Origin of the sequence: Streptomyces djakartensis (assembly GCF_014651075.1) — a bacterium.
GTDB lineage: Bacteria > Actinomycetota > Actinomycetes > Streptomycetales > Streptomycetaceae > Streptomyces > Streptomyces djakartensis.
On record NZ_BMWE01000007.1, the window covers coordinates 55,446 to 69,452 of the forward strand.

Here is a 14,007-nt window from a genome sequence, read left to right on the forward strand (position 1 = left end):
CTCACCTATCAGCCGATGCGGCGGCCGGCGGCGTCCTCGTGCGTGTAGTAGCGGTAGAACATGATCGCGAGGACGCCCGCCCCGACGGCCAGCCCCAGCCACATGGACCACAGCACGGAAAGGCCGGACTGGCTGATGAGGAAGCCTGCCGCACAGCCCGTGAAGGCGAACCAGAGCGCCGCGTGCAGTTCGCGGGGCAGCCTCGGGCCGAACTGCCACACGGCGGCGAACAGCACGGCGAACACCAGCGCGGTGACGAAGCCGAACAGGAGGTTCCAGCCCGTGACGGGACCTCCGTAGCGACGGTTCGCCGCGGCCCAGTAGCCGTAGATCAGCCCGAGGACGACGGGCACCGCGACCCTGGCCACCGCGTGGGTCCGCGCGCTGAAGACGTCGGGTGTACGGCGCTGCGCGGGACGCTGCGGGAGTTCCCTGGTCACCTTGCGTGAGGCGGGTGCCGCGTGAGCCATGAGAGCTCTCCTCTCTCCCTGCCCCTGGCTACCAGGGCACACCGCCCGGCTGCCGCCGGCAACTCGGCGGGCGAAAACCCCCGAAGGCGGGCGTTTGCGGTCCTGAGGGCCCTCCTTTGCAGCCGCACCGGTTACCGTGCTGCGGTACGTGATCGACCGGGGGAGGGGACGAGATGCCCGGAACAGTGCTGCTGCTGGCGGCCTCGCCGGTGGGCAAGGGGCGTCTGGTGGACGCCGCCTCCGTGCTGCCCGTCCTGGCCGCCGTCCCACCGGCCGTACTGTCCGGAACGGACACCGCGAACGTCGTCGAGCTCGCCGACCCACTGGAGCCGCAGGCCGTCCTGACCCGGCTGCGCGCCGCCGCCGCGGTCCCGGGCCCGCTCACGGTGTTCGTCACGGGTCAGCTCGTGCTCGACCGCCGCCAGCACCTGCCGCATCTCGCACTGGCCCGCACCACCGCCTCCACCGCCCGCTACACGGCGTTCCCCTGGCACTGGTTCCGGGACGAACTGCGGCTGCGGCCGGCCGGGGCCACGACGTTCGTGCTCGACCTGCACGCGGACGCCGAGACCTGGGAGCTGCTGCGCGGCACGCCGCTGGACCTGGGCCGGGGCAACGCCGTCCACGGCCGGATCGCGCCACCGCCGTCCAGACGCACGGTCGCGGCTCCGGCGTACATGAAGGCCGTCGCGACGATCCTGCGCAGCGGGTTCCGGCCGCCGGTGGAGCAGCTGCACCAGCAGGCGCTGGCCCGTATCGCGCCGGAGAGCGCGGGCACGGACATCGTGATCAGCACGTCGGGCCCGTCGGCGGGTGATCCGCACGCCGCCATCACCGCCGCCGTCCAGTCCGGCCGCCACTCCGAGGCCGACACGCTCGCCGCCCGGCACGAGCAGGCCGCCGTCGCCGCGCACGGGCCCGTTTCCGAGGAGGCCCTGCACTGGGCCGAGGTCCGGGCGGACCTGGCGATGTTCGCCGGGGACGCGGCCCGCAGCTGCCACACCTGGCTGACGGTGGCCCACGCCCGCCTGAACGCCGGGCAGGCGTTCGACGCGCCCGCCGTCGAGGCCGCGGTGGACCGGGCCCACCACCAGTGGGGCCAGGTCCGCGACACCGCCCGCGCCCGCGAACTGGGCGCCGCGCTCGTCGAGTTGCGGGAGCGGGTCCCCGGGCGGCGCGAGGGCGCCCTGAACCACGTCCAGCGGCAGTTGCGGCAGTTGCAGGCCCAGGGCTGAGTACGCGCGGGCCATCCCGCCTCGATTTCGCGCTGACCAGGCAAGTCGCGGACACCGGTCCGCGGCCTCCTCGAGCATTCCCCGCCCGATCCGGCCGCCGGGTCGGCGCCCCTTAGGGGGTGTCCCCGGCTCCCTGGGCCTCGAACCGGACACCGGTGGGTTCCGGGGGCCCCGCCGCTCTCGCCGGACCCGCGTTCCCCGCCAGCAGCAGCGTGGCGATGGCCACGGCGGCGGCGGTGAGACCTCTGGCGTACCGCTCGGCGGTGCGTGTGCGTTGGAGCACGGCGACCTCGCAACTGGGGCGGTGACTTCGACAGCAGAGGGTTAAGCGTGCTTAACCCTCGGTTTAACCTAGGGGCTGTCCGAGCCGAACGGCAAGAGGCACAAGGGGAGTTGGCGTGGGGGAGCGTGACGATCCGGGGACCATCGGGCGCCGGGTGCAGCGATTGCGTGTCGAACGGGGACTGACGCAACGGCAGCTGGCGGAACCCGTGTACACCCCCGCCTACATCTCCACCCTGGAGTCGGGCCGGGTGCGGCCCTCCGACGACGCCCTGCGGCATCTCGCCGGGCGGCTCGGCGTCGCCTTCGACGAGCTCGCCACCGGGCGCTCCGCCCGGCTCGTGACCGAGCTGCGGCTGCGGCTGACCGAGGCGCAGCGGACCCTCGCGGCGGGTGAGGCGGAGGCGGCCGCGGAGCAGTACGGCACGCTGCTCGCCGAGGCCGAGGCGAACGGGCTGGTGGCGGAACAGGCCGCCGCGCTGCTGGGACTCGGCGAGTGCGCCCTGGAGACGGGCGAACTCGTGGCGGGCCGGCAGTACTTCGAACGGGCCGAGGAACGCCTGGCCGGCGCGCCGCTGCCCGCCCGGGTGCCCGCCCTGCGCGGCCGGGCCGTCGCGCACTACCTCGCCGGGGAACTCCGGTACGCCGTCTACCTGCTGGAGTCCGGCATCGACGAGCTGAACCGTGGTGGACTGCACGACCCTGACGCGCTGCTGCTGCTGTACGCCAGCGCCATCGGTCCGTACATGGACATGGGCGCGCACGCGCGAGCCGCCCAGGCCGCCGAACTGGCCCTCGCGCTCGCCCCGCGGTCCGGCGACCCGGCCCTGGTCGCCCGCATGCACCGTTCGGTCGCCCGCACCCTGGTCGCCGAGGGCCGGCACGCCGAGGCCGACGCCTCACTCGCCAAGGCCGCCGAGCTGTACCGCGGCCTGCAGATCCGCACCGAACTCGCCAACTGTCACTGGATGCGCGGTTACGTCTACGCCCAGGACGGTCGACTGGAGCGTGCGGAGAGCGAGTTGCGGGAGGCGCTCGGCATGCTGTCGGCCAGGCGCGCCGCCCTCTACAGCAGTCAGGTCACCGTCGAGCTGGCCGACGTACTGCACCGGAGCGGCAAGTCGGACGAGGCGGCGGCCCTGCTGCACGGGGTCCTCGACGACCTGTCCCCCGAGCGCGGCGCCGTCCACTCCGCCGCCGCGCACCGGCTGCTCGGCATCATCGCCGAGGACGCCCGCCGGACCGAGGAGGCCGAGGAGCACTACGTGCGCGCGCTGAGCCTGCTGGAGCGGGCGGGCGCGGCCGGTGACCTGGCCGACCTGTGCCGGCTGCTGGGTGACCTGCTGCGCCGCACCGGGCGGGTGGAGGCGGCCCTGGACGCCTACCGGACCGGCCTCGGCCACCGCACGGCCCCCGGCACGACCACGCTGGGCCCCGCACCCGCACAGCCTCCTCTGTGAGGGGCCGCGTCGATGCCCCGAGGGGGAGGCTTGGCGCCTGCGAGAAGCGCTGCGCGCCGTGTACCGGCCGGGGCTTGCGCGCACGGGTTTCGCCCCACCGGCGACGGGTAGTCGGGCCACGTTCCGGGCGCGGACTCGTCGACGGTGCGGGCCGGGACGAGGGAAGGAGGCGGTGGTCGTGCGGCCCAGGGACGACTCCCCAGGCGCCTGCGGCGACGGCCCCGACCCCCGCCGCGCCAGGGACGGTGAGCCGGACTCCGACGCGTTCGCGGCCGCCGACGCGATCGCCGCACGAGTACGCGGTGCCGAACCCGAAGAGGTGCCGGGGCGGCTGTGCGAGGTGGCGGTGGAGCTCCTGCCGGTGACCGGCGCGAGTGTGTCGCTGCGCAGTGACGGCATGCCCGTCCAGGTGAGCGCGAGCAGTGAGCGTGCCGCGCACCTGGCACAGATCCAGGCGACGCTGGGTGACGGACCCTGCCGGAGCGCGGTGGAGGAGGGGGCACCCGTGCTCGCCTGCGACCTGACGAGCCCCCGGGACGCCGGCCGCTGGCCGGTCTTCGCCCAGCAGGCGACGGCGGCCGGGGTGCGTGCCGTGTACGCGGTGCCGCTGGGCAGCGACGCGGTGTGCGTGGGGACCCTCGACCTGTACCGCGACAGCCCCGGCGCGCTCACCGACCGCCAGCTGGGCGTGGCCCGCCTGGTGGCCGGTGCCATGACGGCGGAGCTGATGTCGCTGCCGCGCGGTGACGAGGCGGAGTCGCGCGGCGGGCAGGCGTGGCTCTGCGGCCTGGCCGTCGGCCACGACGAGGTCCACCAGGCCGTCGGCATGATCATGGCGCAGCTCGGCGTCGGCGCCGACGACGCGCTGGCGCGGCTGCGGGGAGACGCCTTCGCGCGCGGGTGCACGGTCCTCGAGGTGGCGCACGACGTGATCACCCACCACAGACGCCTCGAGCGGGAGTAGCGGCCGGAGCCGGTCAGATCTGTGCCCGGCCCTGCTTCCTGATCTCGGTCAGGCGCTCCGCCCCGAGCCGCACCGCCTGCTGAGTGATCTCCGGATACACCTCGTCGAGTCCGGCGTGGGTGACGGTGATCGCCTCCTCGCCGACGCGTACGGCGGCGACGTCGACCGTGAGGTACGTCAGCTCCCTCTCCTCCGTCTCGCCCGCCATGGTGACCCGCAGGGCCTGGCGGGCGTCCCCCGCGGGAGGCAGCGGCATGTCGGTGACCTGGACGCCCAGGACGTGGCCGCGCGTGGTCGTGGCCGCGAACTGGCCGCACCGGCGCGGCAGGGACTTCAGCCAGGCCAGGGTGCGGTCGACGTCCGCCGGGGCGTGGGCGGCGATCTGGTAGCGCAGCTGGGCGTCCGTACCGGCGGCGTCCAGCGCGGTCATCGCGCTCGGGCCGGTCGGGACGCCGAAGAGTTCCTCCGTGTAGAGGGAGTCGAGCAGCCGCTGGCAGTCACGGTCCTCCGTGCGCCCCTTGAGCACGCCGTCCCGCCAGGTCTTGGCACCGCTCGTCGGTACCCACGGCATCCCCAGATCGGCCTCGGTGACCAGCGCCGCCTGGGCCTGGGCCTGGGTGAGGCCGGCCCCGGAGCCGGGGGGCCGCTCACCGGCGGGCGAGGCGCTGGTGTGGGTGGCGGAGGCGGAGAACCACCGGGGCCGCGGCTCGTCCCGGAGGGAACAGGAGGCCGTGGACAGCAGGGCGGTCACGGACAGCGCGGAGGCGACGAGGGCGCGGGAGGTGGCCGGAGGGCAGGGCATCGGGGTGCCTCCTGAGGGGGCGGGGCCCGGTGGGAGCGGGCACTCCGAGATCGGGTACGTGCTCTCACGGCACCACCGCGCCGGACGGCAGACCAGCGCGACGGGCTGTTCGGGTGAGACAGGCGCGGGGCGGGACAGGCGTGGGGCGGAACAGGCCGCTCGTGTGGCTCCCGCGGCAGGCCGTAGGGTCGTCGGCACGGAGTCCCGTGGGACCGGTGGAAGGAGCCTCGCCGTGACGGACGGTCAGCGCATTCCCGTGATCATCGACTGCGACACCGGCGTCGACGACGCCCTGGCCCTGCTGTTCGCCGTACGGCACCCGGCGCTCGACGTCCGCGCGATCACCTGCGTCGCCGGGAACACGGACGTGGACGGCGTGGTCCGCAACACCCTGACCGTGCTGGAGCAGGCGGGCGCCGGTGACATCCCCGTCGCCCGGGGCGCCGAGCGGCCGCTGATCGAGCCCGTGCGGACCGCTCGGCACGTGCACGGGCAGGACGGCATGGGTGACCTGGGGCTGCCCGCCCCGACCCGGGTACCGGTCGACGTGGACGCGGTGACGCTGCTGCGCCGCGAGATTCTCGCCTCACCGCGGCCGGTCACGATCATCCCCATGGCGCCCCTGACGAACATCGCGCTGCTGCTGCGGACCCACCCCGAGGTGACCCGCAACATCGAGCGGATCGTGTTCATGGGCGGCGCGGTGGCGACCGGGAACGCCACGCCGGTCGCGGAGTTCAACGTCTGGCACGACCCGGAGGCCGCCGCGGTCCTGCTCACCGCGGGCGTGCCGATCACGATGTACGGCCTGGACGTGTTCAAGAAGGTCCTGGTGCCCGCCGGCGATGTGCAGCGGCTGCGGGCCAGTGCGGAACCGAGCCTGCGGATGGCCGGCGAACTGCTCGCCCACCGTGACCCGGCCACCTCCGGCGACCCCACCCCCATGGGCGGCCTCGGCGACGCGGGCGCGGTCTGCGCGGTCGTCGACCCGAAGGGCATCACCACCGAGCCCCTGCCGGTCGAGGTCGTCCTGGCCCCGGGCCCCGCCCGCGGCCAGACGATCGTCGACCGCCGCCCCCGGCCCGGCGAGTCCGAGATCCACCACGGCACCCGCGAACAGCCCCTGGTGGACGTGGCTCTGGGCGTCGACGCCGAGCGGTACGTGCGGCTGTGGCTGAAGACGGTGGAGTAGGCCGCCCGTACTCCCGCGGAGCAAGAGGGCCCGGGACTGTCCAGCCCCGGGCCCGTCACCGCGTCAGGAGCGCGCGGCGCGCTTCCTGCGGGTCACGACCAGCATGGCCGCGCCGCCCGCGAGGAGCGCGGCGGCACCGAAGGCGATCGGGCCGGTGCTGCTGTTCGCGCCGGTCTCGGCGAGGTCGCCGCCGCCGCCGTTCGGCTTGGGGGCGGTGGGCGTCGACTCGGAGGCGGACGGGGTGGGCGTGTCCGTGTCCGTCGCGGGCGGGGACGCGGGCTCGGTGGGCTCGGCGGGCTCCGAGGGCTCGGCCGGGGGCGTCGTCTGCTCGGCCGGCGGCTCCGAGGGGTTCGCGGGCGGGCTGGACGGGGGCTGGGTCTCGGCCGGCGGGGGCGTCGCCGTGCAGTCCTTCGTGCCGCCGTTCCAGGCCGCGATCAGCTTGTCCTTGATGACCGGGCGGTCCGGGCCCTTGGGCAGCTCACCGTGCTCGAAGCCGTCCTTCGCGTCGAGTTCGCCGTCGAACCTCACCGCGCCCCGGTAGAGGTCGATCTGCCCGAAGCAGCCCTTGTCGGGGATGGCGATGTCGAGCGACTCGGTGCCGCCCGGCTTGACCGTCACCGTGTCGAAGTCGACGAACACCTGCTCCCCGGAGGTCGCGAAGGTCGCGCCGTGCGCGAGGTAGGAGGCGAGGGAGGCGGTGCAGGTCGCCGCGTCACCGGCGGCGCGCACCTTGATGTGCACCTTGCCGTCCTCGGTCGGCTTCAGGTTCTGGTCGTCGACCTTGACCGAGTCCTGGAAGTTCGTGCCGTCGAGCGAGAACTGGCAGCGGTCGGTCCCGGTCTCCGTGCCCGCGCCCGTCCCCGGCGTGTAGCTGCCGCCGGACGACCAGCCGTCGCCCCCGGGCGCCTCGGAGGCGAACGCGGTGGTGGCGGAGGCGGCGCAGAGGGCGAGGGCCGCGGCGCCCGTCCCCAGCAGGCGTCGGGCGGTGACACGTCTCGCTATGGACATGCGGATCCCATTCTTGGCGTGTGCAGAAACCCGGGCGACGGCACGCGGGCAGCGCGCGGCATACGGCTGCCGGGGCCGCACCGGGAGTAAGTGGTCGTAGAAACACCGGGCCCATTGGTCACATGCGCCTCAGTGCGCCACCATCGTGACCGCGCCACACCACCCTGTCAACCTGCGGCGATGCAAAGGCAGTTGCTCTGTCATCACACTTCCATCACAGCAGGAATGGATCACTCCGATCGGCGCGATGCCTCCTCTTCCCGGCGTTCCGCACGGAATACGCACAGATGCCGCCACGGATGCGGCCACCCGTACGGCCCACCAGCACGCGCCTCCCGCGGGGCGCCCCGCCAGAATCGCTGGCAGAGTGCCGTCGGCGTCCGCACAGGGAGTCCCGCCCGTGATGAACCTGATGAGCCCGGTGAACAGGTCCTGGAAGGCGGCAGCCGTCGAGGGGGTCCTCCTGGCGGGGATGCTCGTGTTCCCGGGCGCGTCCGCGGCGGCCCGGGACGGCGGGGTGTGGGGTGCCGCGACCATCGCACCCGGCCGGGAGGGCGTCGTCGAGTTCGCGGGCCGGCCGGGAGCGCCGCCCGGCGCGGGCGCGACCGTGACGCTGACGGCGCCCCGGGGCGCCCGGGTCACGGCCACGCCGCTCGACACGGCCGGCTACCGGGGCCGGGTCGCCGCCGGCGGACGCCACGGGACGTACACCGTCACCGGCGAGGGGGCGGGCCGGCCGTGGCAGGGCCGTACGTTCCCCTTCGTGCTGGCGGTGCCCGCGGACGCCGTACCGGGCACCCGGCTGCGCGGCTGCTCCCTGCGGATCACCGACGGGCGGGGCGTACGGCAGGCCGCCGGCCGCTGTTCGGTGACCGTGGGCATGGCCGGGCCGACGCTGAGCCACCCGCAGTCCGGCCCCGCGCTTCAGGCCCGGCCGCGGATCTCCGGTACCGCGCATCCGGGCGCGCGGATCACCGTCCGGGACAAGGACGACCACGCGGTCTGCGCGGCGACCGCGGCCTCCGACGGCACCTGGTCCTGTATCCCGCGCTCGGCCCTCCCGGCCGGGACGAACCGGCTCCAGGCCGTCGCCACTCTGAACGGGATGAGCGCCGAGAGCGAGCAGATCGACATCTCGGTCGGGGACACCGGCGCCGGTCAGTAGCGCACGGCCCGGGCCACCTCCGCCCTGACCTCGCCGGACAGATCGTGGGTGCTGCGGGCGGTGGCCGTGGCGGAATCGCCCGCCTGCACGTTGTTCACGGTGACGATGACCGTGTCGGTCAGCGCGCCCTCGGCGTCGGTGAAGTCGATCTGGACGGCGAAGGACCTGGCCGAGTCGCCGGTGTTGTGGACGGTGACCTCGGTCCGGGCCCGGCCGTCGGAGCCGACGGTGGGCGCGGCGGCCTTCACGTCGGCCTTGGCGTCGATGCCGCCCTTGATGTCGTCGAGCCGGCGTCCGGCCTCCGCCGTGGCCGACTCCACCGCCTCGGAGGCCTGCGAGGCGATCGACCCGACCGCCGACTCCGCCTCGCGGGCGGAGTCCGAGGGACTGTAGCCGCCGCAGCCGGTGAGCACGGCCGCGCCCAGGGTGAACGTCAACGCCGCTCCGAGCGTCGCCCGGCGCGTCCGGTGGCGGGCAGCCATGTCGCCTCCGAGGCTCACGTGCGTCCGAGGCCGCCGCCGCCGAAGGACCCGCTGGATCCGGGCGACCAGCGGCGCGGCTTCTGGTCCTTGCCGGTCCGGGTGCTCGCGCGGTGCAGCTCGTGGGGCAGGAGCCGCTTGCCGTCGGGCGCCATGATCGGCACGTCGTCGGGCTCGCGCATCTCCCGCGTCTCGCGGACCGGCCCGCCGTCCGGGAGGTGCGGCTGCTCCTCGGGACCGGGGTGGTGGGTGTCCTTGTCCATGACGCGCATCCCGACCCGCACGCCCCAGATCAGCGCGCAGGCGACGATCAGGCCGCCGACGAAGGCGATGGCCACGGCGACCGCGTGATCCGACGACGCCGCCAGCAGTTCGTACGTTGCCGTCTTCATGCCCCGATTATCGCCGACGTCATGCGATAAAGCGCCCGGAATGTCCGGCCGTATTGGTCAGCGGGACAGGTCAGCGGGCGAGCAGGACCAGGGCCAGGGCGATGAGCGCCGGGACGGTCTGCACGAAGAGGATCTTCCGGCTGGCGGTCGCGGCGCCGTAGAGCCCCGCGATCGCGACGCACACCAGGAAGAACAGCGACACCTGGAATCCCACCGGGTCGGAGGCCACCGCGCCCCACAGCAGACCGGCGGCGAGGAAGCCGTTGTAGAGGCCCTGGTTCGCGGCCAGGGCCTTCGTCTCGGCCGCGAACTCGGCTGTGGTGCCGAACGCGGCGCGAGCCCGCGGGGTGGTCCACAGGAACATCTCCAGCACCAGGATGTAGGCGTGGAGCGCGGCGAGGGCCAGCACCGCGATGGTGGCGAGAGTCGACATGCGCGCATCATCCCAGGGCCGCCCCACCGTCCTCGTTCGGGCTTCCCGGGAGGCGGCGCGGTGTGCCGGGTGGCAGATTGCGGACAGTGGAAGGCCGGTACGGGCCGTCGCGTCCCCGCGTGTGCCGCTCGGGAGCCCGTCCCGGCCTTCCCGCCTGCCCCGGGATGCGCCGCCCTCGAATCTGAGGCTCCATCCCCGCGTACATCAAGGGCCCGCACTCGCGCATGTGCGAGTCGTGGTTCGGCCTGATCACCCCGCCCCGCGACTACAGCGTCTACGACATGTCGTGGGCGTCGACGGCGGGCGCGGTCGTCTCGACCACCGACGACCTGAACCGCTTCTACCGCGCGCTGCTCCGCGGCAAGCCGATCGGCGAGGCCGCCCTCGACGAGATGACACGCACCGTCCCGGTGAGCGGTCTCCCGGCCTACGGCCTCGGCATCTACGCGGTGGACCTGCCCTGCGGCCGCTTCTGGGGCCACAGCGGCGCCGTGTTCGGCGCCGGGGTCCGCCCTGTCCAGCCCTGACGGCAAGCGCCAGCTCGCCCGGCAACGCCTGAACCGGCGCCCGCCTCTTCGCCGTTGGCCGACAGCCTCACGTTCGACCAGCTGTCTCCCAGGCCCGGCCGACTCTGATTCACCACCGGCGCCGCCGGTGTTTTGCGGAACCTTTGCCTGGGGGGTGGGCGTTGGACGGGTGTGCGCGCGTGAGCGGGTGCGTTGGGCAAGGCTGACGAGTACCGAGGTGACGTCGATGGCAATGTGGGACCGGCTCAAGGACCAGGCCAAGGCTTTCCAGCAGTCGCAGGGCGGGCACGGCGGGCACGGCGCGGCCGGCGGGCACGGCGGGCACAGCGGCGGGGCACGGTCCGGCGGTGGCAGCCGGGCCCAGCTGGTGGGTCTTCTGAAGACGCAGCTCGGTTCGCTGAAGACCGAGTTGAAGAGCGGGGCGTACCGGGACGCCAGCATGGCGATGTGCGCGCTGGTCGCGGCGGCCGACGGGCAGGTCGACCCGGCCGAGCGGCAGCAGGTCGAGTCGATGATCCTCAGCAACGAGGTGCTGCAGAACTTCCCGCCGGAGCAGCTGCGGCAGCGTTTCAACAAGCACGTCGACCAGCTGACCAGGAACTTCCAGCACGGCAGGAACGAGGCGATGCAGGAGATCACCAAGGCCGCCAAGAAGCCCACGGAGGCCCGGGCGGTGATCCAGACCGGCATGGTGATCGCCGGTGCCGACGGTCACTTCTCCCAGGCCGAGGCGACGGTCCTGCGCGAGGCCTGTGGGGTGCTGGGGGTGTCGCCCGCCGAGTTCCAGCTCTGACCCGGGGCTATAACGGGGGCATGATCTATCACGTCGTACCGCTCACCGTCTGGAACGCCGCCCCGGGCCAGGCGTACGCGCCCGCATCGCTCGCCGAGGAGGGCTTCGTGCACTGCTCCCCGGACGAGGCGACCACGCTGGCCGTCGTCAACGCCTTCTACCAGGACGCGCCCGGACCCCTGCTGGTGCTCGCCCTCGACGAGGCACGTCTGACCTCGCGGGTGGAGTGGGAGGCGGCGGCCCCCGCCCCGCCGCCCGGGGTCTGCGGTGACGTCCTGTTCCCGCACGTGTTCGGCCCGCTCGACCGGGACGCCGTGGACCACGTCCTGGAGGTGCGCTGGGACGACGAGGGCCGGGCTGCGGGGCTGAGTGACACGGCGGGTTGATCAGTACGACAGGATGACCGGGTGAGCGATCAGGAAACCCCCGTCACCACCCGGACCGCGGCCTCCGCCGCCATAGCGGCTCTCGCCCTCGCCGGAGTCGCCTGGGTCGTCCGGGCGGTCTGGCACATCCGGCTCGCGGCGGCGGGCGAGCCGGCTTCCGGGCCGCTCCACCAGGGCGGCGGCGTGCACCGCCCGCCGATCGCGCTGGAGGACTCCTACCACCTGGTCAGCTCGGCGGGCGACGCCGTCACAGTGGTCTGCGCCGTCGTCTTCCTGCTCTGGCTGGACCGCGTCCGGGACAACGCCCGCGCCCTCTCGGGCTCGAAGCCGCGGTACGGCTACCCCTGGCTGTTCCTGGGCTGGATCGTGCCCGTCGTCAACCTGTGGATACCCCGGGGCATGGTCGCGGACGTCCACCGGTCGGTCTTCCCCGACCGGCGGCTGCCCGCTGTCGTGAACTGGTGGTGGGGCCTGTGGCTGGCCGGTCTCGCCGGCGGCGTGGGACTCCTCTACGCGGACTCCACGGACGAGGTCATCACCCGCGCCTACACCGAGGTGGCCCCCCTGCTGGCCGCCGACGCGGTGATCGTGGCGGCGGCCGTGGCCGCCGCCGTCATGATCCGCACGCTCACCGCGGCCCAGCAGCAGCGTATGGACGCCGCTGGCCAGCAGGAATAGCGAACCGCGACAGGATCACCAGGCGGGATCACTAGGTGGCAGAGGCGCGGCGGCCGCCTCGGCGGTCGGAACCGCGGCCGCCGGTACCGGCAGCGCCGTCCTTGGCTCCGCCGGCCGTCGTCCGCCGGCCGGATCCGCGGCCGGAAGCGCGGCCTCCGGTCGCCGAGGCGCCACCGGATGCTGTCGTGCCGGCCGCGGACCGACGCTCGGGGCTCCGCCCCCCGGCCCTGGGCGCGGCACCGGTGACGGCCGCGTCGGATCCGCCGCCGCTCCGGCGGCGGCGGCCCGATCGTCCGCCGGGCTTGGCGCCGGTCTTCCTCTCCGGGCGGGACGCCGTCGAGGCCGCCGACTGGGGCACCTCGATGGTGACGGCCACACCGGAAGGCTCGCGGGCCCCGGTGATGGTGGCCAGTTCCGTGTCGCCCGACGTGACGCGGGCCGCCCGGGGGCGGATGCCGGCGTCCGACATGAGCCGGGTCACGTCCCGCTTCTGGGTGGGCAGCACCAGCGTGACCACGCTGCCGGAGCCGCCGGCGCGGGCCGTGCGGCCGCCCCGGTGGAGGTAGTCCTTGTGGTCGGTGGGGGGATCGACGTTCACGACGAGGTCGAGGTCGTCGACGTGGATGCCCCGGGCCGCGACGTTCGTCGCCACCAGGGCGGTGACCTGGCCGTTCCTGAACTGTTCCAGGGTGCGGTTGCGCTGCGGCTGGGAGCGGCCTCCGTGCAGGGCCGCCGCACGGACACCGACGGCCAGGAGCCGCTTGGCGAGCCGGTCCGCGGACCTCTTGGTGTCGAGGAAGAGGATGACGCGGCCGTCCCGGGCCGCGATGCGCGTGGTGACGGCCTTCTTGTCGGTCTCGTCCGCCACGTACAGCACGTGGTGCTCCATGGTGGTCACCGCTCCCGCCGACGGGTCCACGGAGTGCACCACGGGGTCGGTGAGGAACCGCTGCACCAGGCGGTCGATGTTGCGGTCCAGGGTGGCCGAGAAGAGCATGCGCTGCCCGTCGGGCCGCACCTGCTGGATCAGCTTGGTGATCTGCGGCAGGAAGCCCATGTCGGTCATCTGGTCGGCTTCGTCCAGCACGGTGATCCGTACGCTGCCGAGCTCGCAGTCCCCGCGTTCCACGAGGTCGTTGAGCCTGCCGGGCGTCGCCACCAGTACCTCGGCGCCGCGCCGGAGCGTTCCCGCCTGCTTGGTGATGGAGAGCCCGCCGACCACGGTGGCCAGCCGGAGGTTCACCGCCGTCGCGTAGGGGGTCAGCGCGTCCGTCACCTGCTGCGCGAGTTCACGGGTGGGCACCAGCACGAGGGCCAGGGGTGCCTTGGGCTCGGCGCGCAGTCCGGCCGTGCGGCCCAGCAGCGCCAGCCCGAACGCGAGGGTCTTGCCGGAGCCGGTGCGTCCCCGTCCCAGCAGGTCCCGGCCCGCGAGCGAGTTGGGCAGTGTGGCGGCCTGGATCGGGAAAGGGGTGGTCACGCCCTGCGCGGTGAGGGTCTTCAGCAGCCCCGCGGGCATGTCGAGACCGGCGAAGTCCTCGACGGCGGGAAGGGCGGGTGTGGTGCCTTCCGGCAGCCGGAATTCCCTGCCCTGCGACGACGCGGACGGTGGGGGTGACGAGGCGCGCCGGTTCGGCTTCTGGGGCCTGCGGGACATACCGTTATCTGCCTTCCTGGAAACAGCACAAACCGGGGTCCGCACCATGACGGTGCGGACCCCGGTGAGCGGAATACGCGTCCGGCG

General features: G+C 73.8%; 16 protein-coding genes and 1 pseudogene. 9 read left to right on the top strand and 8 right to left on the bottom strand.

Going from position 1 to position 14,007, the window contains the following annotated elements:
* Positions 1-8: 8 nt before the first annotated feature.
* The gene (locus IE212_RS13550; RefSeq protein ID WP_190198056.1) at positions 9-470 is read right to left on the bottom strand and encodes a hypothetical protein; all 462 of its coding nucleotides are present in this window, start codon (positions 468-470) and stop codon (positions 9-11) included.
* A gap of 173 nt (positions 471-643) precedes the next feature.
* Here IE212_RS13550 and IE212_RS13555 point away from each other — a divergent pair, with 173 nt between their 5' ends.
* Positions 644-1,705, top strand: coding sequence for a hypothetical protein (locus IE212_RS13555; RefSeq protein ID WP_190198057.1), 1,062 nt, complete (start codon positions 644-646; stop codon positions 1,703-1,705).
* A gap of 112 nt (positions 1,706-1,817) precedes the next feature.
* Here IE212_RS13555 and IE212_RS13560 read toward each other — a convergent pair whose 3' ends face one another.
* A complete protein-coding gene (locus IE212_RS13560; RefSeq protein ID WP_190198058.1) occupies positions 1,818-1,988 on the bottom strand; it encodes a hypothetical protein in 171 nt (56 codons plus the stop codon).
* Positions 1,989-2,103: 115 nt separating this feature from the next.
* Between IE212_RS13560 and IE212_RS13565 the strand changes: the two genes are divergently transcribed.
* Positions 2,104-3,447: a helix-turn-helix domain-containing protein gene (locus tag IE212_RS13565; protein ID WP_190198059.1), complete on the top strand. Its 1,344-nt coding sequence runs from the start codon at positions 2,104-2,106 to the stop codon at positions 3,445-3,447.
* 172 nt (positions 3,448-3,619) lie between these two features.
* Entirely contained in the window at positions 3,620-4,411 is a 792-nt protein-coding gene (locus tag IE212_RS13570) for a GAF and ANTAR domain-containing protein (protein WP_190198060.1), read from the top strand.
* A gap of 13 nt (positions 4,412-4,424) precedes the next feature.
* Here IE212_RS13570 and IE212_RS13575 read toward each other — a convergent pair whose 3' ends face one another.
* Positions 4,425-5,213, bottom strand: a complete 789-nt coding sequence (locus tag IE212_RS13575) for a hypothetical protein (protein WP_190198061.1) — start codon at positions 5,211-5,213, stop codon at positions 4,425-4,427.
* 232 nt (positions 5,214-5,445) lie between these two features.
* Between IE212_RS13575 and IE212_RS13580 the strand changes: the two genes are divergently transcribed.
* The gene (locus IE212_RS13580) at positions 5,446-6,405 is read left to right on the top strand and encodes a nucleoside hydrolase (RefSeq protein WP_190198062.1); all 960 of its coding nucleotides are present in this window, start codon (positions 5,446-5,448) and stop codon (positions 6,403-6,405) included.
* A gap of 63 nt (positions 6,406-6,468) precedes the next feature.
* Here IE212_RS13580 and IE212_RS13585 read toward each other — a convergent pair whose 3' ends face one another.
* Complete coding sequence (locus IE212_RS13585; protein WP_190198063.1) at positions 6,469-7,413, bottom strand: LAETG motif-containing sortase-dependent surface protein; 945 nt, start codon at positions 7,411-7,413, stop codon at positions 6,469-6,471.
* A 403-nt stretch (positions 7,414-7,816) separates the two neighbouring features.
* Here IE212_RS13585 and IE212_RS13590 point away from each other — a divergent pair, with 403 nt between their 5' ends.
* Complete coding sequence (locus IE212_RS13590; protein ID WP_229864279.1) at positions 7,817-8,578, top strand: Ig-like domain-containing protein; 762 nt, start codon at positions 7,817-7,819, stop codon at positions 8,576-8,578.
* Here IE212_RS13590 and IE212_RS13595 read toward each other — a convergent pair.
* From IE212_RS13595 to IE212_RS13605, 3 genes are all read right to left on the bottom strand, one after another.
* Entirely contained in the window at positions 8,572-9,060 is a 489-nt protein-coding gene (locus IE212_RS13595) for an FxLYD domain-containing protein (protein ID WP_229864281.1), read from the bottom strand. The genes IE212_RS13590 and IE212_RS13595 overlap by 7 nt on opposite strands.
* A 14-nt stretch (positions 9,061-9,074) precedes the next feature.
* The gene (locus tag IE212_RS13600; RefSeq protein ID WP_190198064.1) at positions 9,075-9,449 is read right to left on the bottom strand and encodes a DUF6479 family protein; all 375 of its coding nucleotides are present in this window, start codon (positions 9,447-9,449) and stop codon (positions 9,075-9,077) included.
* A gap of 70 nt (positions 9,450-9,519) precedes the next feature.
* Positions 9,520-9,882, bottom strand: a complete 363-nt coding sequence (locus tag IE212_RS13605; RefSeq protein ID WP_190198065.1) for a DUF1304 domain-containing protein — start codon at positions 9,880-9,882, stop codon at positions 9,520-9,522.
* Between the two features lie 200 nt (positions 9,883-10,082).
* Between IE212_RS13605 and IE212_RS13610 the strand changes: the two are divergent.
* The 4 genes and pseudogenes from IE212_RS13610 to IE212_RS13625 form a co-directional block, all read left to right on the top strand.
* Positions 10,083-10,428, top strand: a pseudogene (locus tag IE212_RS13610) (serine hydrolase); the annotation flags it as partial.
* 207 nt (positions 10,429-10,635) lie between these two features.
* Positions 10,636-11,202 carry a tellurite resistance TerB family protein gene (locus IE212_RS13615; protein ID WP_190198067.1) on the top strand — a complete coding sequence of 189 codons (567 nt, stop codon included), beginning with the start codon at positions 10,636-10,638 and terminating at the stop codon, positions 11,200-11,202.
* A gap of 20 nt (positions 11,203-11,222) precedes the next feature.
* A complete protein-coding gene (locus IE212_RS13620; RefSeq protein WP_190198068.1) occupies positions 11,223-11,588 on the top strand; it encodes a DUF952 domain-containing protein in 366 nt (121 codons plus the stop codon).
* Between the two features lie 21 nt (positions 11,589-11,609).
* The gene (locus tag IE212_RS13625; RefSeq protein ID WP_190198069.1) at positions 11,610-12,266 is read left to right on the top strand and encodes a DUF4328 domain-containing protein; all 657 of its coding nucleotides are present in this window, start codon (positions 11,610-11,612) and stop codon (positions 12,264-12,266) included.
* 31 nt (positions 12,267-12,297) lie between these two features.
* Here IE212_RS13625 and IE212_RS13630 read toward each other — a convergent pair whose 3' ends face one another.
* Positions 12,298-13,920, bottom strand: a complete 1,623-nt coding sequence (locus IE212_RS13630; RefSeq protein ID WP_190198070.1) for a DEAD/DEAH box helicase — start codon at positions 13,918-13,920, stop codon at positions 12,298-12,300.
* Positions 13,921-14,007 lie beyond the last annotated feature (87 nt).